This window comes from Bacillus sp. CH_48 (assembly GCF_038008465.1).
Classification (GTDB): domain Bacteria; phylum Bacillota; class Bacilli; order Bacillales; family Bacillaceae_G; genus Bacillus_A; species Bacillus_A thuringiensis_S.
This window is the reverse complement of sequence record NZ_JBBOZF010000001.1, coordinates 5,853,607-5,874,657: the sequence shown is the minus strand read 5'-3', so window position 1 is coordinate 5,874,657 and position 21,051 is coordinate 5,853,607. Positions and strand designations below refer to the sequence as shown.

Genomic DNA, 21,051 nt, shown 5'->3' with positions numbered 1-21,051 from the left:
AGGAGGATGATTATCATTAATATACTTTTAGGTATTATTGGAGCAATTGTTTTACTGGCTTTTGTTATCCATCCAGGAGTCCCAGACAAACGTGTCCCTCTACAAAATAAACTTGCAGTAATTCTTCCATTGATTGTTATAGCTGGTTTAATTTCCTTGTATATATAATTAAAACAAGTACTTATCAAGTAACATTAAGATAGGTAGAGAAGTATATATGCTTTTCTACCTATGCGTAGTTTAGTAAAAATGCTCATCAACTTTTTCATCGCTATTGTTCTTTTGTTAATTGCTGTATGGACTGCAAACGGACCTAATATAGAAGATCAGCATAAATAAACCATTGTATTTCTCAATAAACAAAACAATTAAACATGGTTCAAGTCGGAGAAAGGCACCTTAGGCTGTCTATTCTTTTTTTGATATGGTTTATTAGAGGTCACCATATCAAAAAAATTGTACGTCTAGACGCATTTTAAATACAAAATAACCGATTCCTTATACGTTAAGAAACCGGTTATTTATTTGCCTACTTTTTTAGGGGGCTTTTTTTTGTAATGGTTTTAAATGATTGATTTAAGGTTATAAACTTAAATCATAAATAAAAGATAGAGTAAAAACTATATAAGAAATAAATATAACGAAAACAAGAAAACATATAAACTGAGAATTAGATACATATTGTTCTATTCTTTTTTTCATGTTAATTCGTATTGTTTTTCAAATGTGAAGTATCAATTGGAATTTGACCTTTCCAAGATCCAATTACTTTTCCAATTCTAGTTATATTTACATCTAAAGTAAGGGGCTGTTTAAAAGCGTCTTTTCCTTTAGAATCTATAACAAATGTAGCAACACCTTCAGGTTTATCATTATCACGAATGCCTACATCATTTAGTTTTTTACCTGCTGCCATAAGTTCAAAAGGAAGACGATCATCTGAATCATGGATAAATGATAGTCTCCCGTCATTTTTAATCTCAGGGTTTTCCTCTTGTTGCCCATTAATTTTACCATCATTTTCAAGATTTAATCCTGATGTATCAAATTCAAATGGTACTAAATTACCATCAGCTTTTTCCATTCTATAATGAACTGATATACGTGCATCTGCGATAAATACTTCTTTGAGATGTACAGTAATACCTTGATCTGTAATTTTTTCATCAATAGGAATATATTTACCATTCTTCATCATATCTTGTATGACACCATTTTCATCTCCTATTCCTTCATTTACAACTTTATCATTTGTAATTGCATCAGAAAAATATGAAGCAACATTTGTAGCCGCCACTTGTACTTGTGGAATCATTGCTGTTGTAAAAAGTGCAGCTGCAGCTACTGCTGTATAAATGAAACGTTTTGATTTTTTACTCATGTTTGTAAACATTCCCTTCTTTTGGTGCTTTTTGTGATTTATATTAGAAACATTGTCTAACTTGGAACGGCTTTCAAATGTTTTCCATGCTTGTTCTATATCAATTTTGATTTCTTGTGGTGAATTTGCAGATTCTTCATCTAGCATTACGTTTTCCCATTGATTTAATTTACTGATTTCTACTAATAAATCTTGGCATGCTTCACATGTATCTAGGTGCTTTGTGAATTCCTTTCTTATATCATGAGAAAGTTCTCCATCAATATATGTTTGAATAAACCCGATATCATAACATTTCATTTGTTATGCCTCCTCCATTTGTTTATAAATCTTGCGGAATTTCATTTTTGCTCGGACCAATAATGTTCCAATAGAAGATATTTCAATTTGAAGTACTTCTGCAATTTCTTTATATTGAAAACCAGAGAATTTCATTAGTAAAAGGGTTCGTTCTCGATCATTCATTTTATTTAGTATCGTTTGGACCTTTGTAATTTCTTCTTTTCTTATCCAATCATCGTCTAATGATGAAACATTTTGTACTTCATGGTATTGTATTTCTTTATCAATCTTCGCTTGTTGCCTTTTTTCAGATCGAAAATGGTTATAAGCTACATAAGTAGAAGATTTAATCAACCATCCAGGTATGTTTTCAATTCCTTTCCAATCGCTACGATATAATTGTAAAAATACTTCTTGTGCTAACTCTTCAGCGATAGATTGATCTTTAACAATCCAGATGATTTGTTTCACAGCGTAAGCATAGTACTGCTTAAATAAATCTTCAAAGGTCATATCAGAAGCATGACTTTCTTCATTTTCTATGGTTAACATGTCCGTTTAAACCTCACTTTCAATTTGATACCTGTATTATAGAGAAACCAGAAAAACGGATTTTGTGACAGTTTTTCTGGATATTTTTTTATATTTTTTATCCCGCATTAACGGGCAGTAAGACCCCCACCTCAAAATTCAGCGTAAGCAAAGAAGTTAGGTGGGGGGCGGGCTGCCCGTAAAAGTCCGATTGGTGGGGGTTAATAAGCAGTGGTGGATGAACACCCCCCACTGATTAAAGTTTCACTTTATTTTGGCATATTTTAAGTCTTCTATTTTCATGAATATGTATAATTACATAAAATTTTAGTGAAAAAGAGAGTATACTTTCGTATTGTGTAATAAAGATAAAGCCCGCCTACGGAAATAGGCGGGCTTTTTTTTACATATAAAGAAAAGACACTCACATGAGTGTCTTTTCCGATAGTTTTTTAGCAGAAGCAAGCAGCTCCAACGATGATTAATAAAATAAACAATACAACTAATAAAGCAAATCCTCCAGCGAAGCCACAGCCGCCACAACTACCACCAAAGCCCATAACAGTTCCTCCTTTTAATAGGAAGGGAAAACCAAGGGGTCACTCATGTGTTTTAACGGATTCCATTTACTTTATGCTTTTACGAATGAATGGAGCAGGTCCTTTTCAAAATAGATTTATCTCGCTATTTGCTGGGTAGTAAGACCCCGATTGGTGAGGGCTGATTAAAGTTTCACTTTATTCTTTAAAAGCGAATAAATGAAAAAAATATCCAAAAATACAGATGAAAATCCGCTTTTATACCTTGCACTAAAAGAATACTAACATTATATATTATAAGGAATACTTGTCCTTAATTGTAAATGAAAGGGGGGAATTGGTATGAGTTATGGCTATGGTCACCCTCCAAAAAAATGCTGTGAACATCATAATGAAACTTTATCAACGGGTATATTACGTAGACATTCCGCTACGTTATTTCTTACTGTGGATGCTATGAATGTTGATCCAGATGATACTCGTAGAGTAACTGTTGAAATGTTTGATTGGTCATCTGGTTCTCCGGTATTGTTACCATTAATAGACCCTTCAACACAAACATTGCCACCTAATCAATATGTTACTTTTCGTTCAGCAGCTCTTCCTCCAGCACTGTTTGCTTATGAAGTAAGAATCATTCGTCCGAAAGATAGAGATGTTGTTACGAATGTTTTTGGTCTTAGTGCAATCGTATTTAACCCACAAGAAGGAAATAATGTTTTACAACATGATTTAGCAAAATTAGACCTTAAATAGATCTTATAAAAGTCTATTTATTGGGTATGATTAAACAAAAGAGTAGGATGTAATCCTACTCTTTTTTTAATGTTAACTAGAATTTTAAAAGAAATCCTTCATCATTTTAGTATCTTTAATATTCACTATCACACTTTCTACCTTATCTTTCTTCTCATCTTTGGCAATTGTAATTTGTTCCTTATTATCAACCCAAACAAGAAACTCTTCTTTTTCGTCATCTTTATATGTAACGGTTATAGTAGAATGCACAGATTGTTTCTTTTTTTGATCTAAAGTGATAGTTTTAGGTGTTCCATTTTGAACTGCTGAAACGATAGATTTTATCATTTCTTCATTATCTGTTTGAGATTTGGACGTAGTATGATTTGTTGTTTTCAGTATTTCAATGTCTGTAATATTTGCGGAGTTTAATTGAAAGGTATTTTGTGTATGTTCTTGCTTAACTTGTGAAGCTTTATCTGTAACCGAGGTACTTGTACAACCTATTAAAGTGAAAGATAGAGCGGTTAGAGCGCATATAGATATGATTTTTTTCATATTATCCCTCCTTACGTTCAATTATAACAATTTTCCGTTAATTTAGGAGGTTATTGTAAGTAGAAGATGTTTTAAAGTGGTAAATGATGTTGTTTATTTTCTATTAAAATCAAAATTCACATAACTTTTTTTGAATTTTATGTTTAACATTTCGAAAATAGGTGTACTACATATAATATAACAAATAATTCATTTTAAAGGAGGAAGTTAAAGATGGAAACGAAGTATAGTAAACCTTTTGTATATGAATTTATTACGGAGAAAGAGGTCATGAATGCAGCGAATGATCTAGTGAAGAAAGGAATAGAACAAAAAGATATTTACGTATTAACACATGAGAAAGATAGGACAGATAGAATTGCAGACAATGCAGACGTGAATACAATTGGGATAAAAGAGGAGGGACTTGGGACAAGCATTATTAACGTCTTTCAAAAAACAGGAGATCAGTTAAGAAATAAGATGCAGGAGTTAGGGCTTAATGAGGAAGAAGCGAACTTTTATGAAGAAAAGCTGGATGAAGGGAAAATCTTGTTATTCGTTAAGGATTTAGAAAGAGTCGGTGAATGGTTACAAGAAAGAAGATGCATGTATTCTATTTAAATTTGTATCCTTTAAATCTATAAATCTATTACGAAAAGGAGATGGGAAATATGAGTGAGAGCGGGCTAAAAGAACAAATTACGGGTAAAGTTGAAAAGAAAAAAGGACAAATAAAAGAAGGAATTGGTGAAGTTACAGAAGATAGAGAGTTGAAAAATGAAGGGAAGTGGGAGAAGACGAAGGGAACTATAAAAGAAAAAGTCGGAAAAGTGAAACAAAAGATAAGCGATGAGTTGGATAATAAAGAATAATACATTTTCATCAAGCTTTGGTTACATACCAAAGCTTGATGAATCCAATATAAAAATAATATAGGAGGTTTAATTGTGGGACTTATTATTACGTGTATTGTAGGTGGACTTATTGGTGCGTTAGCTGGAATGATTACAGGGAAAGACTTTCCTTTAGGTATAGTTGGTAATGTAATTGCTGGATTAATCGGATCTTGGGTTGGTAGTGCATTATTTGGTCACTGGGGTCCTGAATGGGGAGGCATCTTTATTCTTCCAGCTTTATTAGGCGCAATCGTCTTTATTTTAATCGTCACATTCTTCTCTAGAATGCTACGGAAAGCGTAAGTATGATAATGAATAGTAATTTTAAGTTTGTTATATATAGCGATAGGGTTAATGAACTGATAAATATACATAAAAAAGCATCCAATTAAAATAATTTGGATGCTTTTTTAATGTAATCTGTATGAAGGTTGCTCGCAATCATCATGTTTATTCAATAAATAATCAGTGAGGATGGCCCCACTGATTGAGATTACACTTTATATTACATATTAAACCATCGTTACTCTTTTACAATTATTTATCCTTACGACCTGCCTTGGTTCTATATGAGATAAGTCCTCGTTATTACCTATATCAACTACAATTGTATTCGTTAGTATATTAATAATGGAACCAACTAACTTTGTAGCATGATCGTGTCGATAAGAAAATTGAACGAAATCTCCCTTTTTAAAGTTGTGCTCTTCCATAGATAGATCCCCCTAAAAATAATGTTTATACATTATACATACACAAATTTATAAGGTTTAAACATTCGGTAGTATTTTTTTTAGTGTTAAGCTGAGAAAGGTGTAGAAAATTTATTTATAATGAAAATAAAAAAATATGTTTAAAACTAATTTTTATGGGTAATTAAATAGTAAAAGTTTGAGATGAGGGGGCGGAAATGATGAATTTGGAAATAAATATTTTGCAAAATGATGTAGGTTATACGGTACAACTTAATGGTGAGATTGATGCATATACGGCATCAGATTTAAAAAATAAGATTATGCCTATTGCAAATGAAAAAGAGGTTCATATTGTAGTAGATTTTCATAACGTAGATTATATGGATAGTACAGGCTTAGGAGTTTTTATAGCTTTATTAAAAGCAGTTAAGAAAAATGATGGGAAGCTAGAGTTTATTGGTGTATCTAAAAGGCTAAAAAGATTATTTGATATTACAGGGCTAACAGAAATATTAAATTTGAATTCCGATTTTGAAAAAGTAGAAAGAAGGTGACTAGGGATGATGGAGAGATTTGAAAAGATAGAAATGAAAATTCCTGCAAAAGCAGAATATGTGGCTATTATTCGTTTAACAATGGCTGGTGTTGCGAATCGAATGGGCTTTGCTTATGACGATATAGAAGATATGAAAATTGCTATTAGTGAAGCATGTACAAACATTGTACAACATGCATATAAAGAAGACGTTGGAGAAATTACAATTGTCTTTGGTCTATATGAAGATCGATTAGAAATTATGGCTGCGGATAATGGAGTTAGCTTTGATTTCAGTAGCTTAAAAAGTAAAGTCGGTCCGTATGATATTAATAAACCAGTAGAACATTTGCCGGAAAATGGTTTAGGTTTATATTTAATCAATACGTTAATGGATGATATACAAATCATGCATGATGAGGGCATGACAGTTTTAATGACAAAATATATACAAAGAGAGCAGGTGGAGAATGATGGAAATCCAATCTCAACCTACAACTCTTACTAAAGAAGACGTTATTAAGCTAATTGCAGAATTCCAACAAAACCAATGTAATGAAGCGCAGGAAAGGTTAGTTGATCATTATAAAAATCTCGTATATTCCATTGCATATCGCTATTCAAAAGGTGGGCCGATGCATGAAGATATTATACAAGTAGGAATGTTAGGGCTCTTAGGCGCAATAAGAAGGTATGATTATTCGATAGGGAATGCTTTTGAGCCGTTTGCAATACCTACGATAGTAGGCGAAATAAAGAAGTATTTACGTGATAAAACTTGGGGTATTCATGTTCCAAGGCGAATTAAAGATTTAGGCGGGAAAATTAAACTTGCGATAGAGGAGTTAACAGATCACCTGCAGCGTTCACCGAAGATTATAGAGATTGCAGATCATTTAGGACTATCCGAAGAGGAAGTGCTAGAAATTATGGATGCGAAAAATAATTATCGAGTATCTTCCTTAGATGATGTAGTTGAAAATTCATCTGATGGGAGTTCGGTAGCGAGAATTGAATCTGTAGGTGAAGTAGAGCAAGGATATGAACAGACAGAAAGACGTCTCGTTTTAGAGGATATTTTTAACGTATTAAATGATACGGAAAAGAGTGTTATTCATTATATATTTGGAGAAAATTTAAATCAAAAAGATACAGGAGAACGGTTAGGTATTTCGCAAATGCACGTTTCTCGTATTAAAAGACAAGCGATAAGTAAATTGAAGCAAGCTGCATTTTTAGATACATAAAAATTTTAAATAATTATGTTTAAAACATGAGGAAAGGGGTACTTATTAAGTATAGGAGGAGATATAAAAATGTCACACGATGTGAAAGAACTAATCGAAGGATTGAATGAAGATTTAGCAGGAGAATACTCAGCAATTATTATGTATAACCATAATGCAGCTACAGTTTCTGGTATATATAGACAAGTATTGAAACCTTTCTTTGAATCTGAAATTAGTGATGAACAAGGACATGCCCTATATTTAGCGGAGAAAATTAAGACGTTAGGTGGTACACCTACTACGATCCCTTTACCAGTGAAACAAGTAGAAGATGTTAGAGAAATGTTAGAATCCGCTAGACAATCAGAATATGAAACAATTAAGCGTTATGAAACGAGAAAAGAACAGGCAGCGAAATTAAATATGACAGAGTTAGTTGTAAAACTAGAAGATATGATTGCAGATGAAACAAATCATATGGAAGAATTAGATCGTCTTTTAAATGATAAAGCAATGGTGTTAAATTAAAAGTAGAAATTTATACAGTGAAAGAACAAATTCCTATTTCTAGGGGTTTGTTCTTTTGTTGTATAAATATGTTTGAGTACGAAATTTTCATTTTGTAACTGAGTATGTAATACTAGAAAAATAGAAAATGATAATAGATTTACATTTTAAATAAGAAAAGGGGAAATAACTTGTGTCCATTTTAATTGTTGATGATAATCCGGTTAACATATTTGTAATTGAGAAAATTTTAAAACAAGCCGGATATCATGATCTTGTATCGCTCAATTCTGCACAAGAGCTCTTCGAATACATACAGTTTGGAAAAGATTCTTCCAGGCATAATGAAATTGACTTAATACTATTAGATATTATGATGCCTGAAATTGATGGACTTGAAGTTTGTAGGCGATTACAAAAAGAGGAGAAGTTTAAAGATATTCCTATTATTTTTGTTACAGCTTTAGAGGATGCAAATAAGTTGGCCGAAGCTCTTGATATGGGGGCAATGGATTATATTACGAAACCTATAAATAAAGTTGAACTATTAGCACGTATGCGTGTAGCGTTACGCTTGAAATCGGAATTAAATTGGCATAAAGAACAAGAAGAAAATCTTCGGAATGAACTAGATTTAGCTACGCAAGTACAAAGAAACTTATTAAGTAGCCCATTAAGAGAAGATTATATAAAAATTGAAGCAAGTTACTTACCTTCATTTAAATTAGCTGGAGATATGTATTATTGGTATAAAATCGATGAAAACCGCTACGGTATTATATTATTAGACGTGATGGGACATGGTATATCTGCTTCATTAGTTTGTATGTTTATTTCGTCTGTATTACGTGAAACGATTAAATCTTTAATCGATCCAGAACTTGTCATTAAAGACTTAAATAAATATATGACTCTTTTACATAATGAGAATGACGATATTCCATATTATTTTACAGCGATATATTTAGTAGTAGATACAGAAAAGAGAACGATTGAATATGTAAATGCAGGGCATCCTTCTGGATACGTTTTAGTTGATGAAGCGAATGTAGTGGAACTAAATCGCGGGAGTTGTGCGGTAGGATTTTTTGATGAAATAAAAGTTGAAAAGACAGTTATACCTTTTGAGAAGAACGCTCAAATCGTATTGTTTACAGATGGTGTTCTTGAAGCAATTGCAAATGATGAATTTGAGGCTGAAGAGAAATTACGTACTTTTACAGAAAGAAAATGGGGAGATTTAGAAGGCGAGATAGAAGGGTTTTATAAGGGAGAACAGAAGAAAGCACAATCAGATGATATGTGCCTAATTATGATACAAACGAATGCAAAATAAAAAGCGTATGAAATCCAAACAGAGGATTTCATACGCTTTTTATCCCGCATTAACGGGCAGTAAGACTCCCACCAAAAAATTTAGTCTGAAGCAAAGAAGGCAGGTGGGAGATCAACTGTCCGTAAACGCCCGATTGGTGAGGGCTGATAATCAGTGGGGAATCCCCCCCATCTGATTAAAGTTTCACTTTATTGTATTTTTTGATAAATTTGTTCGCTAGGATTAAATTGGGTATAATGCGGCATTATATCTGAAAAACGAAGAGTTTCTTTATTCCCTAAACATAGAAATCCATTGTGACTTAAACTTTCATAAAATAGTTGCTGCACTTGGTTTTGAAGTTTACTTGTAAAGTAAATTAAAACGTTACGACAAAGTATAATATGAAACTCGTTAAAAGATTGATCGGTTACTAAATTATGCTGTGCAAAAATAATGTTTTGTAAAAGTGATGGATTGAAATAAGCAAAACGACTATCCGTCGAATAATAGTTAGAAAATGCTTGTGTACCGCCAGCTTGTAAATAGTTTTTCGTGTAAGTTTGCATTTTATTTAATGAAAGTATGCCTTGTTTTGCTTTTTCTAACACATTTGTATTCATATCTGTTGCATAAATAACAGCCTTTTCACTTAATCCTTCTTCGTGAAGTAAGATGGACATTGATAATACTTCTTCACCAGTTGCGCATCCAGCATGCCAAATTCTAATTTCAGGATGTTTTTTCAATTCAGGAATAACATGCTCTCTTAGCGCTTTAAAAAAAGCAGGATTACGGAACATCTCAGTTACATTAATGGAGAAATCATTTAATAACTGTTCTAAAAACCCTTCTTCATGAATTACTTTTTCAATTAATTTTGAAATGGTAGGGATATTAGAGAGCTGCATTCTATTGCAAATCCTTCTATAAATAGATGTGCGAGCATATTGGCGAAAATCAAATCCTGATAGTTTAAATACCGCTTCTAATAGTAATTCAATTTCTAAGTTCGTACGCTTATCCGTATCTACTGATGGATCAAAATTATAATACTTATTTTCCACTCCAACTAAACCTCACTTATTTTATTAACCATACACTCATTACCGAATAGAGTTGATGTAAATTTAATGGTTTACTTATATAATCTGAAGCGCCAGCAGATAAACATTTTTCCTTATCATTTGGCATTGCTTTAGCAGTTAATGCGATAATAGGTATTTCATGTAACCCTAAGTTCATTCGGATATTTTCCATCGTTTCATACCCGTCCATATTAGGCATCATAATATCCATTAAAATAAGGTCAATATTTGTATTGCTTTTTAGTATTTCTAAACATTCTATACCGTTTTGTGCAGTAATAATGGTAGCATGTTGTTTTTCTAATGCGTTTTGTAATGCAAATATATTTCGATGATCATCATCGACAATTAAAATGGTTTTCTTTTGGAAGACGTTATTTGTTTCGGGAGTAACTATCGTTTCCTCGACAACTTCAGCAGGAATAACGTCATCTACCGTTGCTGCGACTTCTAAATTGGATAACTGTATATCATGTAATCCATTTGGAAGGTTAGGAATATATACCGTGAAAGTACTACCTTCTCCTAAATTACTCTCTAACGTAATCCAACCACCTAATAATCTAGCAAACTCTTTACAAATAGATAACCCTAAGCCTGTACCACCATATTTCCGAATTGTTGCTCCATCTGCCTGTTGAAAGGCTTCGAAAATAAGTTGATGCTGTTCTTTAGCGATACCAATACCAGTATCTTTTACTGAAATTGTAATCCACTCTTTACTTATAGATTGCATATCATGACTCAAATTGGTTGTTTCTATCGGATTGAAATGTAAAGAGACGGATCCTTTTTCTGTGAATTTAAATGCATTGGATAGTAAGTTTTTAATAATTTGTTCAATCCGTTTTGCATCTGTATAAAACAGATCTGGAATCGTATCACTGTCTTCAATAGTAAATTCGACATTTTTTTGTGCAGCTATATGTAAAAAGTTTTGATGCATATTGGCTGCCATGTCACTTATGTTCGTTGCTTCAAAAATGATGTCTAGTTTGCCTGCTTCTACTTTAGATAAATCTAGTATGTCATTAATTAAAGTAAGTAAGTCTTTCCCTGATGAATGAATGACAGTTGCTAGTTCAATTTCATCATCCGATAAATGATTATCATGATTTTCTCTTAACATTTCAGATAATAGTAAAATACTATTTAATGGTGTGCGTAATTCATGTGACATATTTGCTAGGAACTCTGATTTGTATTTTGAGCTGCGTAACAACTCGCTTGCTTTTTCTTCTAATTCTAATTTAGTAATTTGTAAGTCGGCTGTCTTTTGTTCAGCTTCTTCCGTTCTAGACTCTAATTGTTCATTCGTTGTTCGTAATTCTTCGGCTTGCATTTGTAGTTCTTCAGCTTGCGTTTGTAATTCTTCTGATTGAACTTGCAGCTCTTCTGTCATTGCTTGTGATTCATGTAAAAGAGTTTGAATTCGCATACGTCCCATAATACTATGGATTGTCAAACCTAGATTATCAACAGTTTGTTGAATTAAATCTTGATGCAAGTCTGAAATCTCAGTTACACTTACTAACTCCATTACTGCAATTACTTCATCCTCAAATAAGATAGGGATGACTAGTAGGTTTTTAGGGCGTATTTCTAATAATCCAGTAGTAACGTAACGGAATTCTTCAGGTATGTCCCTGAGAATAAAACTTTTCTTTTCTAAAGCAGACTGTCCAATGAAACCTTCACCCATTTTAATAGACTGTTTTCCAACATCAGGACCTTGACCGGCGAAAGAAGCTTTCTTCACATAGTAGACAGTGTCTTCAATTTCTTCACGAACATAAAATGCACCGCAAGAAGTTTGCGTTTTTTGTATAATTCCACTCAGAATTTTTTTACCTAACATCTCAATAGAAGATACACCTTGATACATTAAAATTAATTCTGCAAGCTCAGTTTGTAACCACTCTCTTTTCGATATTTCGTCTAGTAGGTGATTTGTTGTATGAGCAAGATCTTTTATTTCATCATGTGTATTTACATGAATTCTTTCCGTAATTTTTTCTTTGGAAGAAATGGATTTAATAGCTTGAATTACATTTTTAATCGTTTTTGTAATGGAATTCGAAATATAGAGTGAAACGATAATGGAAATACAAGAAAGTAAGAACAATAAACTGTATAACCAAATCTCTAATTTATTATTTTCAATATCTAATTGTGCAGCTCTTTTTTTCGTTAGTTGCTCCTCAGTGCTACGGAAGTTAGTTAGCTGCGACTGTAATGACTGAATTTGAGTCGTGTCGATTGTTTGTACATTATTACTATTATTATTTGTAATGAGTGGGTGAATCTCTTTATTAATCCAACTAGTAATGTTTTCGTTAATCTGTTTTAATTTTTCTTGCTGAGAGGGGTTATCCTCTAATAAAGAAAAAAGATCTTGATAATGTTTTTCGTAATCCTTTTCTGCAGCGTTAAGGGATTGAACGTAATTTGCATCATTAGAAGTGATAAATCCTTTCGCTTTATTTTCAATTGTTAGTAAATCTTTCTCCACTTGATTCGTTAAATTAAGAACTTTAAAATCGTGATCAATAATAAAATTACGAGATTTTTGTAAACTGGAAATCCCATTGTTTAACATAATGAAAGAAATAAGCAAGAACAAAATGATAACTAAATAACCAGCCATAATTTTGTAACGAATACTAAATTTTGCTTTCGATTTCATCAAAAATTCCTACCTTCAAGATTATTAAAAGTTTTCTATTTTAAAGAATAAAAAACGTAATATATATTATATCAGTTTTCATAAGGCCAAACTAGAAATCCCCCTACTGTATTAGGGGGTTCTTTTTTCATAGAGGAAATCATTTTGAAATATAAAAACATATATGAAAGGTAGTAAACGGGGGAATAGAGGATAACAAACATTCTAAGAAGGAAAGAGTGTTCTTAAAGCTTTTTTTGCATCTATTCCTTCAAAAATAAATAATACAAGATCTTTCTTTTTTACAGTAAGGAAAAAGGATACTAGAGTGCTTAAATTTTTGATTGATGTCATTGTTCCATGTTTACTTATAAACAAATTAGCTTGAAATGTTGTCATTAAAGCATAAAAATGATGAATCTGAGTTATTGTAGGTGTTTCATTATAAGAAATAGTAGTAGAGTGAATGGCGTTCATCGTAATATTCCTTTCCATATAGTGAGCATAACAATATAAACATACCCGTTTTAGAAGATGTTAAACGTATAAATAAGAAAAATATAATTAAAGTTTTTTACGTTTAGAAAGAGTTAGGAAGGGTATACATATACTATAAAGAGATTGACTGAAGATGAATTGTAAGATGTCTATGTTTAGTAGATTAGTCTATCAAAATATACTTTTACTTTAAATAAAAAGGAGCCTGGTATACATGAATGAAATGATGATTGATATTACATTTGATTTAATTTACTTGTTAAGTAGTTCACTTGTAGTGCTTTTACTATTCGCATTTTTCGTAAATGGTTATGTTAATAAGAAGGTTAGTGTATACAGAAATGAAGAAAAATAAAGATACATTATATAAAACTTTAGGAGGTTAATAGTTATGAATGTAGATAGAAAAATAGTAGGTGTTTTTAGAACAATTGATGATGCGGCACTCGTTATTAATGAATTAAATGATAAAGGATACCCAGCAGATAACATTTCAGCTATTGCAAAAGATCAAAAGGAAATTGAACACCTGGAAGAAAAATCGGGTGAAAAAGTTAAGAATGAAACTGCACATAAAGCAGATATCTTTTCAGCGACAGGGCTTGTAGCAGGAGGAGTAGCAGGGGGACTAGGTGGTTTATTAACTGGCCTTGGTATACTTGCCATTTCTGGAATGGGTCCAATTGTAGCAGCAGGACCAATCGCAGCAGCTATTGGTGGAGCTGGTATTGGCGGAGGAGCTGGAAGTTTAATAGGAGCATTTATAGGATTAGGAATTCCAGAAGAACATGCTAAAAAGTATGAAGAATATATTTACGATGGAAATATATTAATTTTAGTAGATGCAACATTAGATGATAAGTTAGAAATTTATAAAATATTTGATAAGCATAATGCTTATAACTCTGATTTCTTTAAATAATATTTACTTCACATATCAATTATGCAAAATATAAACATAGTGAATATCGTTTTTTTGATCTTACAACTTTGGCGCGGCCGAGGAGTCGTATGACTATAAGAGAGGAAGGGCTTATAGTAAAAGATCAAGTTCTATCATGTTATTTAAAAGGGAAGAGGTGCCTTTTCGTGATTATAAAAATATTAAAGGATAGCAGTAATAGCTTCCTTTGTACAGTTCAAAATAAAAATGGAGACCAGTATGTGAAAAAGTGGTTTAGTAAACATGAAAATAATAAAGAATTAGGACGACCAACTTTTAAAGAAGTAGAAAAAGATTGGAAAGAAAATAGAGAATCGTTTATGTATCCCAATATTAAAGCGCTTTATTCAAATGGAACATAATGCGCGTTTTATTATTACAAAACTGTCACATTCCTGTAAGGTAATTCAATAGATTAGATACTTTTTCCATGTCATAATAAAGTCATAAGAAAGCTTATCAAAACTACAACTTATTAGGAGAGTGTCAGTCATGATTGTAACAACAACTTCTGGAATTCAAGGTAAAGAGATTATTGAGTATATTGATATTGTAAATGGTGAAGCTATTATGGGTGCAAACATTGTCCGCGATTTATTCGCTTCTGTTCGTGATGTTGTCGGTGGTCGTGCTGGTTCTTATGAAAGTAAGCTTAAAGAAGCTCGTGATATCGCAATGGGCGAAATGAAAGAACTTGCAAAACAAAAAGGTGCGAACGCTATCGTTGGTATTGACGTAGATTACGAGGTTGTTCGTGATGGAATGTTAATGGTAGCTGTCAGTGGTACAGCTGTACGTATATAAGTAAATAAAAAACAGGCTCACCCCTTGAAGTTCATGCTTTGAGGGGGTTTTTTGTTTTTAAGTTGTAAAAGTAAAAAGAATGGGATTGTATTTCTTAGAAAAATAGAAGTGCCAGTAGCATAAATGGTATTTCGTACAAAAGAGCGAACTCGTTCAAATTATAGAACAGTTTTAAGGGCTAAATGAAAAAGAAACAGTAATACTACATATATGTAACGTAAGTGCGAATTTTATAATAAAATTGTTATTTGAGATAATGGAAGAATTAGTGGTATAAATAACTTTATAGATAATAATCAAAATAGAGAAGACAGAGTGTTCATAGATGGAATGGTTAAGGGGATTTTCCAATCTGTAATAAAAAACGGAGGTACCGAGAACGTTTTACAGATGTCTGTTACATAAAATTTATAATGGATTGGGGGCAATTTATATTATGTTTTGGTTAGGAGGCTTTTTAGGATACATTGTAGGTTCTATTACTACATGTGCGATACTTTACTTTGGGTATAGAGCCGAGAAAAACAAAAAAGCGAATATGCGAAAGAAAGAGGGGAGAAAAATCAATAAAAAAGGCGTATAGGATGTGGAAGAAAAATTGATAACATTGATGCAAAAATAAAGGACAGTTACATATTTTATATGATTACTATGTACTGTCCCGCTTATTCCTTTTGGATTAACAAAAATTGTTTCCTGTCTTGCTATAAATTTCATAGGCAAAAAAACCAAATAAATAGCCTATTCCGGATCCTAAACTAATGGAAAGCAGTGAGAAATCTGGGAAAAACATGCCGAAAACCAAACCGATTATACAGCCAAAAAGCATTCCTATAGGTATGAAACTATCTAATAACAGTTGAGCTTTTTGAGATTTTTTCTTACCTAATTTTCCTTCTTTATATTTCCGTTCCATTCTTTTTATTACAAATACTACAATTCCGCCGACTAGTATAACAGGCCAAATTGCCGAAATTAGCCACATGTTAGAAGCTCCTTTCACCTTTCAATATAATTGTACCAAAAAATTACAATTATAGACTGCTAAACGTACTATCTAGTCTATTTAAAAGGTAAATGCAAAAGACTTCTTCTTTTGCATTTAATAACTCGTCAAAAACACTTTCCGATACGATAAACTTAACTAAATCTATACAATTCAATCAAATTTACACAAGTTAGTGCTTCAAAGTGTTCTCGCAGCCCCAAAGGGACGAGGGGTATAACACTCCACACGAGGCAGTATCGTTACCTCCTATTATCAAGCATTTATTTTACCCATCTTGATAAATTTATCGCAGCATTTACATCCCTATCGTGATAGCTATTGCATGAAGCACAACGCCATTCACGAATCTTTAAACTCCACTGTCCTTCTGGTTGAACTGAATGGTCGTATTTAACGCCGCAACATGAGCAAATCTTGCTTGAAGCGAACCATTTATCAGCTTTTACATACGCAATGCCGTACTTCTCGCACTTGTATGACAAACATTGAAAGAAGAAGTTTAATTTTTGAAATGAAAATGCTTTCGATAGTTTTTTGTTTTTTAACAGGTTTGAGATAGATAAGTCTTCCACAACAATCCTCATTGGTTTGGTTTTCACCAATCTAGCTGTTGCTTGATGGATATGGTTATTTCGGATATTCATAATTTTCCTAGATAACCGCAGGTGCTCAGCTTTCGCTTTTTCATATCCAGCAGATTGAATTTTCACACCTTTTTTAAATCTCCTAGACATATCTCTTTGCGCTGACTTTTTCCTTTTCAAAAGTTTTTTAACCTTGGCATCTTTGTTTATATTTCGTTCTTTCGTACCATTAGAAGCTACAAACAGCTCTTTTAAACCAACATCCACACCAATCGACTCATTGGTTAGTTCTTGTGATTCAAAGTCTTCTTGGAACCCCACACTAATCCACCAGTGACGACCATCAAATGTAACTCTTGGATTGGATGGTTTTTTATTCCTTGGTAGTTGTTGGCTTGTTTTCACTTCTCCAATAGACTGAATATGAACTACTTTCTTTCCTATAACCAGTCTTTCATAATTGGCATAAAATCCTTGGATTAAATCTTTTTTGGATTTATAAGAAGTGTGATAACCATTTTTGTACTTTTTGAACGAATGTTTTCTCGCCGTATCAAAATCTTTTGAAGCCTGTTTGGGCACTTGTGCATTAATGTCTTTTAACCACTCATATCTCTTTTGCTTCTTGATCTTTGTAAATCGTTTCTGTAAAGCTAACTGTGAAACAGATTTTCCAAATAGCTTATAGTATCTATCACTCATTCTTTTACAATAGTTATAAGCGAATCTTGCAGCTCCAGCATGGTTTCTAAGCACTTTTTCTTGTTCAAGCGTTGGAATTAGTCTGACTTTCTTCGCCAATATCATCAGAATGTAACTCCTTTAATGAAAGATTTGTTCTTCTGAATCGTAGCGTGTTCCACCAGCATTCTCGTAAGACTACTCGGATGCAAACCTGTTAATTCTGATACTTGACTAACTCGTGAAAATTTCATTATTATTCTTACCTCATTGAACCCACGATAGCACATGCGTTCGATAGATTCGATGAGGTTTGATAGATTTGATTAAATTTATCTCGTTCAACTAAGGGCGCAATTCCTTAGCCAGTTCTCTTATGAACTTCTCATATTTTCACATGAGCGCAGACTATATGTTTATCTCTTTAGAGATAGAGGATTTTTCCACCACCATAGGCTTGTGATGTACTCTCGTCAGTTATACGAGATAGTCGTTGAACGTTCATCTTATCGCTTTTGACTTAGATGATTCGAGGCGGAAGACCCATTGTTCTAGTGTTTAGGATTTAACCTTGCACGATCTGATTGATTTTTTCTGCTTTCGCGACATTCACGCTCGCCATTTCTAGCCACGTTGTAGTTCAATCAGCTTTAGGGATTGCCCGCAGTTAACCCTCACTACTAGCCAATCACTTGACTAGCAGGGCTTACTGATATATTTAATTAACTTTCGTTATAATTGGTTAAATAAATCGTAACAGTTAGTTACCCTTTCGTTTTCTCAGCGGACTGCACAACATCAACTGCCGCTTTCACATCCGCTAAGTCATATGTAGAATGGACTTTCATAAAACGTAATTGCTCATTTTCTACTAAGCAAATTAAGTGACGAAACGTTTCTTGCCATTTATATGGTGATACCTCTTTATTCCAATGTCGTAAATGAAATATGTTTGCGTGCACTTTCGCTTTCGTGACAATCTCTGCCCAGTTCACTTGTATTCCTGATAGAAGCCCGATCGTTAAAAAGTGCCCGTTTGGACGTAAGGAGAAAGCTAATGCATTTCCATCCGGTCCCCCGATAGAATCAATTGCAGCATCCGCACCGAGCCCGTTTGTTAATTCCATAACAGTTTCATAAAGCGGGGCAGTGGAAGTATCAATTACATATGCAGCACCAAGGCGCAGTAATTCTTCTGTATGCTTATTATTTCTTGTAACAGCAATTAATCGGAAGTTTAAAATTTGTGATAACTGCGCAAATAGATGTCCAATAGCGGATCCACAAGCATTCACTAATAAAACGTCATTACTCTGTAAGTTTAACGTTTCTGTACAAGTAACCCACGCCGTAAGAGGGTTAATATACATTTGCGCCGCTGTAAAATCATTGATGGAATCAGGGATAGGGACTACAAAATCAGCTGACGTCTTCACATACTCTTGCCAAGTACCTTCTCCGCGTAACGGTAAAACACGTTTACCGATAAGGTCTCGAGTAACGCCTGCGCCAACATCTTCTACAATACCAACACCTTCATAGCCAGGTATGTTAGGCAAAGGGATTCTATGAGCGTATGCCCCCGTTATTGGAATTAAGTCAGATGGATTAATCGGTCTAACTAGCATACGAACGAAAACTTCATTATCTTTCAGTGGTTCTATATTTTTATATTCAACTTGTAATACGTCTTTTGGATTGCCAAACTTATGAAATTGAATGCATGTTCCAAGCAAAGTAATTTGCCTCCTTAGTTTGATTGGGTTTTATTATAGCATTTTTGGTTTGGGTGGTTATTTTGTTAGTGATAAATAGGTTTTTTAATTTACGTATTTATCAGAATTTTATAAAATGTGTATATAACTATAAAATGGGGGGATTTCTTCATGTGTACTAGTTTGACGTTACAAACAAAAAATTTCCAGCATCTTTTTGCGAGAACAATGGATTTCACATTAGATATGAATCAGGAAGTAATAATCATTCCTCGGCGTTATCAGTGGAACAATATAACTGGTGAAACGATCCGAGCGAAAAAGGCTGTTGTCGGAATGGGAATTAATCATGAAGGAAGGGTCATTATGGCGGACGGAGTAAATGAAGCTGGTATGACATGTGCCACTCTCTATTTCCCGGGATTCGCTACTTATAGTAACAGCATAGATGACCATAAAACGAATTTAGCACCATTTGATTTTGTGGCTTGGAGCTTGACGCAGTTTAATTCTGTTGAAGAGTTAAAAAAATCTGTTGATAACATTTCCCTTATAGATGTACCATTACCAGTTTTAGGGATTACTCCGCCACTACATTGGATTTTAGCAGATAAATGGGGAGAGTGTATTGTACTTGAGCCGACAACTGATGGAATAAAAATGTATGACAATCCAATAGGAGTGATGACTAATAGCCCGGAGTTTAATTGGCATTTACAAAATTTAAGACAATATATTGGACTTAAATCGCAGCCATTTGCACCAACCGAGTGGGGAGACGTACCATTAAGTGCTTTTGGCCAAGGTTCCGGATCGATGGGACTTCCTGGAGATTTCACCCCGCCATCAAGATTCGTGCGGGCAGCATATGGCAAACAAAACATTCAAGGTATAGAGAACGAAGAAGAGGGGATATCGGCTATTTTTCATATCTTATCAAATTGTGAGGTTCCTAAGGGGGCAGTAATAACAGAAGACGGTATATTAGATAATACTATCTATACAAGTGCAATGTGTATGGAGTCTGGAACATATTATTACCATACTTACGATTGTAGACAAATTATAGCCATTCATTTATTCAATGAAAATTTAGATACAGCTGAGATTAAAACGTATCCGTTCCAGCGGAAGCAAAAAATCTTTTATGAAAACTGATAAAAACACCTCCATTGAATTTGCATACTTAGTATGCGAATTCGGGAGGTGTTTTTCTATTAAGCCGAAGCCTTCTTCATTCTCTCAAGTAAACTAGATAACACATGCGTACGATAAGATTCTAGTTTTTTACCTTCATAAGTACGAATACCTAATTTTTTAAGTTCTTTTACATACCAACCTTTGCTTCCGAAATACATGTGATCGCTCCCCTTCAACTTTGTTTTTATTTGTCCTGATTATACTTGGAGGAACAGGAATTATAATGAAGGAAATGAATTTCGCGCGAAAATGGTTAACTTTGTTGCAAAAGACATATATACTAAAGATAGTATACAACGAGGTGGGCAAGACGTGATTATAGAGAAGCACGAAATTCAAATTGACCAAATTACGAGCGGTAAAGTGAATATCTTTACTTTCTATAGAAATAGAAAGCAAATTGATGATCATTTTTTACGATTGCAAGAACCATCGCTTACAGCAAACTACTTCTTCCATTTTCATTTTGATGCAGAGAGCTTGCATCTACTGCAGGAAGAGTTTCCAGGCGTATATCCGTACGACGGTAGTGAAACGATTCACGACTGGACGGAAAAGATGAAAGCTGAATTGCAACATCAGATCCAAACAGGTAAATGGAATAAACGCGTACGTATTGGTAATCGCATTCTAGATGTGGTGTTTACGTGGTGTGACGAAGATATAGTAGAGTGAA

At 33.3% G+C, this 21,051-nt stretch carries 30 protein-coding genes; 17 read left to right on the top strand and 13 right to left on the bottom strand.

Going from position 1 to position 21,051, the window contains the following annotated elements; all coding sequences use genetic code 11:
* Positions 1–6: 6 nt before the first annotated feature.
* Positions 7–168, top strand: coding sequence for a hypothetical protein (locus tag N2V92_RS29755; RefSeq protein WP_000583951.1), 162 nt, complete (start codon positions 7–9; stop codon positions 166–168).
* 535 nt (positions 169–703) lie between these two features.
* Here the strand turns inward: N2V92_RS29755 and N2V92_RS29750 are convergent.
* From N2V92_RS29750 to N2V92_RS29740, 3 genes are all read right to left on the bottom strand, one after another.
* Positions 704–1,681 carry a DUF4179 domain-containing protein gene (locus tag N2V92_RS29750; protein WP_000650416.1) on the bottom strand — a complete coding sequence of 326 codons (978 nt, stop codon included), beginning with the start codon at positions 1,679–1,681 and terminating at the stop codon, positions 704–706.
* Positions 1,682–1,684: 3 nt separating this feature from the next.
* The gene (locus N2V92_RS29745) at positions 1,685–2,215 is read right to left on the bottom strand and encodes an RNA polymerase sigma factor SigX (RefSeq protein ID WP_000955505.1); all 531 of its coding nucleotides are present in this window, start codon (positions 2,213–2,215) and stop codon (positions 1,685–1,687) included.
* A 431-nt stretch (positions 2,216–2,646) separates the two neighbouring features.
* A complete protein-coding gene (locus tag N2V92_RS29740) occupies positions 2,647–2,754 on the bottom strand; it encodes a YjcZ family sporulation protein (RefSeq protein ID WP_000505670.1) in 108 nt (35 codons plus the stop codon).
* A 321-nt stretch (positions 2,755–3,075) separates the two neighbouring features.
* Here N2V92_RS29740 and N2V92_RS29735 point away from each other — a divergent pair, with 321 nt between their 5' ends.
* On the top strand, positions 3,076–3,489 hold the full coding sequence (locus N2V92_RS29735) for a hypothetical protein (protein WP_016097858.1): 414 nt from the start codon (positions 3,076–3,078) through the stop codon (positions 3,487–3,489).
* A gap of 84 nt (positions 3,490–3,573) precedes the next feature.
* Here N2V92_RS29735 and N2V92_RS29730 read toward each other — a convergent pair whose 3' ends face one another.
* Complete coding sequence (locus N2V92_RS29730) at positions 3,574–4,029, bottom strand: hypothetical protein (RefSeq protein ID WP_000720866.1); 456 nt, start codon at positions 4,027–4,029, stop codon at positions 3,574–3,576.
* A 213-nt stretch (positions 4,030–4,242) separates the two neighbouring features.
* On the opposite strand from N2V92_RS29730, the gene N2V92_RS29725 reads away from it, so the two are divergent.
* The 3 genes from N2V92_RS29725 to N2V92_RS29715 all read left to right on the top strand — a co-directional run bounded on the left by N2V92_RS29725 (position 4,243) and on the right by N2V92_RS29715 (position 5,210).
* Positions 4,243–4,632, top strand: coding sequence for a general stress protein (locus N2V92_RS29725; protein ID WP_000448818.1), 390 nt, complete (start codon positions 4,243–4,245; stop codon positions 4,630–4,632).
* 50 nt (positions 4,633–4,682) lie between these two features.
* Positions 4,683–4,883, top strand: a complete 201-nt coding sequence (locus tag N2V92_RS29720) for a CsbD family protein (protein WP_000004259.1) — start codon at positions 4,683–4,685, stop codon at positions 4,881–4,883.
* Between the two features lie 75 nt (positions 4,884–4,958).
* Positions 4,959–5,210 (top strand): GlsB/YeaQ/YmgE family stress response membrane protein, encoded by a 252-nt coding sequence (locus tag N2V92_RS29715; RefSeq protein ID WP_000522902.1) that lies wholly within the window; start codon positions 4,959–4,961, stop codon positions 5,208–5,210.
* A 209-nt stretch (positions 5,211–5,419) separates the two neighbouring features.
* Here the strand turns inward: N2V92_RS29715 and N2V92_RS29710 are convergent, their stop codons facing one another.
* Positions 5,420–5,620, bottom strand: a complete 201-nt coding sequence (locus N2V92_RS29710) for a hypothetical protein (protein WP_000390996.1) — start codon at positions 5,618–5,620, stop codon at positions 5,420–5,422.
* 197 nt (positions 5,621–5,817) lie between these two features.
* Here N2V92_RS29710 and rsbV point away from each other — a divergent pair, with 197 nt between their 5' ends.
* From rsbV to N2V92_RS29685, 5 genes are all read left to right on the top strand, one after another.
* Positions 5,818–6,156, top strand: a complete 339-nt coding sequence (gene rsbV / locus N2V92_RS29705; RefSeq protein ID WP_016097861.1) for an anti sigma b factor antagonist RsbV — start codon at positions 5,818–5,820, stop codon at positions 6,154–6,156.
* 6 nt (positions 6,157–6,162) lie between these two features.
* On the top strand, positions 6,163–6,645 hold the full coding sequence (gene rsbW / locus N2V92_RS29700; RefSeq protein WP_000970581.1) for an anti-sigma B factor RsbW: 483 nt from the start codon (positions 6,163–6,165) through the stop codon (positions 6,643–6,645).
* Entirely contained in the window at positions 6,608–7,384 is a 777-nt protein-coding gene (gene sigB / locus N2V92_RS29695) for an RNA polymerase sigma factor SigB (RefSeq protein WP_016097862.1), read from the top strand. The genes rsbW and sigB overlap by 38 nt, the downstream gene beginning before the upstream one ends.
* 69 nt (positions 7,385–7,453) lie before the next feature.
* Complete coding sequence (locus N2V92_RS29690) at positions 7,454–7,894, top strand: ferritin-like domain-containing protein (protein WP_000017755.1); 441 nt, start codon at positions 7,454–7,456, stop codon at positions 7,892–7,894.
* Between the two features lie 172 nt (positions 7,895–8,066).
* On the top strand, positions 8,067–9,209 hold the full coding sequence (locus tag N2V92_RS29685; RefSeq protein ID WP_016097863.1) for a fused response regulator/phosphatase: 1,143 nt from the start codon (positions 8,067–8,069) through the stop codon (positions 9,207–9,209).
* A 188-nt stretch (positions 9,210–9,397) separates the two neighbouring features.
* Here N2V92_RS29685 and N2V92_RS29680 read toward each other — a convergent pair whose 3' ends face one another.
* The 3 genes from N2V92_RS29680 to N2V92_RS29670 form a co-directional block, all read right to left on the bottom strand.
* On the bottom strand, positions 9,398–10,255 hold the full coding sequence (locus tag N2V92_RS29680; RefSeq protein ID WP_000429058.1) for a CheR family methyltransferase: 858 nt from the start codon (positions 10,253–10,255) through the stop codon (positions 9,398–9,400).
* Positions 10,256–10,271: 16 nt separating this feature from the next.
* Entirely contained in the window at positions 10,272–12,962 is a 2,691-nt protein-coding gene (locus tag N2V92_RS29675) for a response regulator (RefSeq protein ID WP_000836706.1), read from the bottom strand.
* A gap of 204 nt (positions 12,963–13,166) precedes the next feature.
* On the bottom strand, positions 13,167–13,418 hold the full coding sequence (locus N2V92_RS29670) for a hypothetical protein (protein WP_000991351.1): 252 nt from the start codon (positions 13,416–13,418) through the stop codon (positions 13,167–13,169).
* Positions 13,419–13,653: 235 nt separating this feature from the next.
* On the opposite strand from N2V92_RS29670, the gene N2V92_RS29665 reads away from it, so the two are divergent.
* The 5 genes from N2V92_RS29665 to N2V92_RS29645 all read left to right on the top strand — a co-directional run bounded on the left by N2V92_RS29665 (position 13,654) and on the right by N2V92_RS29645 (position 15,769).
* Positions 13,654–13,794, top strand: coding sequence for a hypothetical protein (locus N2V92_RS29665; protein WP_001004568.1), 141 nt, complete (start codon positions 13,654–13,656; stop codon positions 13,792–13,794).
* A gap of 36 nt (positions 13,795–13,830) precedes the next feature.
* The gene (locus tag N2V92_RS29660) at positions 13,831–14,361 is read left to right on the top strand and encodes a general stress protein (protein WP_001100085.1); all 531 of its coding nucleotides are present in this window, start codon (positions 13,831–13,833) and stop codon (positions 14,359–14,361) included.
* A gap of 167 nt (positions 14,362–14,528) precedes the next feature.
* Complete coding sequence (locus N2V92_RS29655; RefSeq protein ID WP_062804428.1) at positions 14,529–14,744, top strand: DUF4028 family protein; 216 nt, start codon at positions 14,529–14,531, stop codon at positions 14,742–14,744.
* Between the two features lie 130 nt (positions 14,745–14,874).
* On the top strand, positions 14,875–15,186 hold the full coding sequence (locus N2V92_RS29650) for a YbjQ family protein (protein ID WP_000637513.1): 312 nt from the start codon (positions 14,875–14,877) through the stop codon (positions 15,184–15,186).
* A 436-nt stretch (positions 15,187–15,622) separates the two neighbouring features.
* Positions 15,623–15,769, top strand: coding sequence for a hypothetical protein (locus N2V92_RS29645; RefSeq protein WP_000498641.1), 147 nt, complete (start codon positions 15,623–15,625; stop codon positions 15,767–15,769).
* Between the two features lie 96 nt (positions 15,770–15,865).
* Here N2V92_RS29645 and N2V92_RS29640 read toward each other — a convergent pair whose 3' ends face one another.
* The 4 genes from N2V92_RS29640 to N2V92_RS29625 form a co-directional block, all read right to left on the bottom strand.
* The gene (locus tag N2V92_RS29640; protein ID WP_000266263.1) at positions 15,866–16,171 is read right to left on the bottom strand and encodes a hypothetical protein; all 306 of its coding nucleotides are present in this window, start codon (positions 16,169–16,171) and stop codon (positions 15,866–15,868) included.
* Positions 16,172–16,455: 284 nt separating this feature from the next.
* Complete coding sequence (locus N2V92_RS29635) at positions 16,456–17,586, bottom strand: RNA-guided endonuclease InsQ/TnpB family protein (RefSeq protein WP_000599296.1); 1,131 nt, start codon at positions 17,584–17,586, stop codon at positions 16,456–16,458.
* Entirely contained in the window at positions 17,586–17,714 is a 129-nt protein-coding gene (locus tag N2V92_RS29630) for a hypothetical protein (RefSeq protein WP_000672787.1), read from the bottom strand. Before N2V92_RS29630 ends, N2V92_RS29635 begins: the two co-directional genes overlap by 1 nt.
* A 510-nt stretch (positions 17,715–18,224) precedes the next feature.
* On the bottom strand, positions 18,225–19,196 hold the full coding sequence (locus N2V92_RS29625) for a zinc-dependent alcohol dehydrogenase family protein (RefSeq protein ID WP_000901742.1): 972 nt from the start codon (positions 19,194–19,196) through the stop codon (positions 18,225–18,227).
* 150 nt (positions 19,197–19,346) lie between these two features.
* Between N2V92_RS29625 and N2V92_RS29620 the strand changes: the two genes are divergently transcribed.
* Positions 19,347–20,333: a choloylglycine hydrolase family protein gene (locus N2V92_RS29620; RefSeq protein ID WP_000337589.1), complete on the top strand. Its 987-nt coding sequence runs from the start codon at positions 19,347–19,349 to the stop codon at positions 20,331–20,333.
* Positions 20,334–20,392: 59 nt separating this feature from the next.
* On the opposite strand, the gene N2V92_RS29615 is transcribed toward N2V92_RS29620, so the two are convergent.
* Positions 20,393–20,533, bottom strand: a complete 141-nt coding sequence (locus tag N2V92_RS29615) for a YflJ family protein (RefSeq protein WP_000273536.1) — start codon at positions 20,531–20,533, stop codon at positions 20,393–20,395.
* 154 nt (positions 20,534–20,687) lie between these two features.
* Between N2V92_RS29615 and N2V92_RS29610 the strand changes: the two genes are divergently transcribed.
* Positions 20,688–21,050, top strand: a complete 363-nt coding sequence (locus N2V92_RS29610; protein ID WP_000582776.1) for a hypothetical protein — start codon at positions 20,688–20,690, stop codon at positions 21,048–21,050.
* Position 21,051: the final 1 nt, after the last annotated feature.

Bases quoted from the DNA above. Each gene is read 5' to 3' on its own strand.
- N2V92_RS29740 (WP_000505670.1), bottom strand. From the start codon at position 2,754: ATGGGCTTTGGTGGTAGTTGTGGCGGCTGTGGCTTCGCTGGAGGATTT.
- rsbV (WP_016097861.1), top strand. From the start codon at position 5,818: ATGATGAATTTGGAAATAAATATTTTGCAAAATGATGTAGGTTATACG.
- N2V92_RS29670 (WP_000991351.1), bottom strand. From the start codon at position 13,418: ATGAACGCCATTCACTCTACTACTATTTCTTATAATGAAACACCTACA.
- N2V92_RS29710 (WP_000390996.1), bottom strand. From the start codon at position 5,620: ATGGAAGAGCACAACTTTAAAAAGGGAGATTTCGTTCAATTTTCTTAT.
- N2V92_RS29750 (WP_000650416.1), bottom strand. From the start codon at position 1,681: ATGAAATGTTATGATATCGGGTTTATTCAAACATATATTGATGGAGAA.
- rsbW (WP_000970581.1), top strand. From the start codon at position 6,163: ATGATGGAGAGATTTGAAAAGATAGAAATGAAAATTCCTGCAAAAGCA.
- N2V92_RS29675 (WP_000836706.1), bottom strand. From the start codon at position 12,962: ATGAAATCGAAAGCAAAATTTAGTATTCGTTACAAAATTATGGCTGGT.
- N2V92_RS29620 (WP_000337589.1), top strand. From the start codon at position 19,347: ATGTGTACTAGTTTGACGTTACAAACAAAAAATTTCCAGCATCTTTTT.
- N2V92_RS29650 (WP_000637513.1), top strand. From the start codon at position 14,875: ATGATTGTAACAACAACTTCTGGAATTCAAGGTAAAGAGATTATTGAG.
- N2V92_RS29720 (WP_000004259.1), top strand. From the start codon at position 4,683: ATGAGTGAGAGCGGGCTAAAAGAACAAATTACGGGTAAAGTTGAAAAG.
- N2V92_RS29640 (WP_000266263.1), bottom strand. From the start codon at position 16,171: ATGTGGCTAATTTCGGCAATTTGGCCTGTTATACTAGTCGGCGGAATT.
- N2V92_RS29690 (WP_000017755.1), top strand. From the start codon at position 7,454: ATGTCACACGATGTGAAAGAACTAATCGAAGGATTGAATGAAGATTTA.
- N2V92_RS29660 (WP_001100085.1), top strand. From the start codon at position 13,831: ATGAATGTAGATAGAAAAATAGTAGGTGTTTTTAGAACAATTGATGAT.
- N2V92_RS29630 (WP_000672787.1), bottom strand. From the start codon at position 17,714: ATGAAATTTTCACGAGTTAGTCAAGTATCAGAATTAACAGGTTTGCAT.
- N2V92_RS29725 (WP_000448818.1), top strand. From the start codon at position 4,243: ATGGAAACGAAGTATAGTAAACCTTTTGTATATGAATTTATTACGGAG.
- N2V92_RS29615 (WP_000273536.1), bottom strand. From the start codon at position 20,533: ATGTATTTCGGAAGCAAAGGTTGGTATGTAAAAGAACTTAAAAAATTA.
- N2V92_RS29635 (WP_000599296.1), bottom strand. From the start codon at position 17,586: ATGATATTGGCGAAGAAAGTCAGACTAATTCCAACGCTTGAACAAGAA.
- N2V92_RS29665 (WP_001004568.1), top strand. From the start codon at position 13,654: ATGAATGAAATGATGATTGATATTACATTTGATTTAATTTACTTGTTA.
- N2V92_RS29755 (WP_000583951.1), top strand. From the start codon at position 7: ATGATTATCATTAATATACTTTTAGGTATTATTGGAGCAATTGTTTTA.
- N2V92_RS29745 (WP_000955505.1), bottom strand. From the start codon at position 2,215: ATGTTAACCATAGAAAATGAAGAAAGTCATGCTTCTGATATGACCTTT.
- N2V92_RS29735 (WP_016097858.1), top strand. From the start codon at position 3,076: ATGAGTTATGGCTATGGTCACCCTCCAAAAAAATGCTGTGAACATCAT.
- N2V92_RS29645 (WP_000498641.1), top strand. From the start codon at position 15,623: ATGTTTTGGTTAGGAGGCTTTTTAGGATACATTGTAGGTTCTATTACT.
- N2V92_RS29730 (WP_000720866.1), bottom strand. From the start codon at position 4,029: ATGAAAAAAATCATATCTATATGCGCTCTAACCGCTCTATCTTTCACT.
- sigB (WP_016097862.1), top strand. From the start codon at position 6,608: ATGATGGAAATCCAATCTCAACCTACAACTCTTACTAAAGAAGACGTT.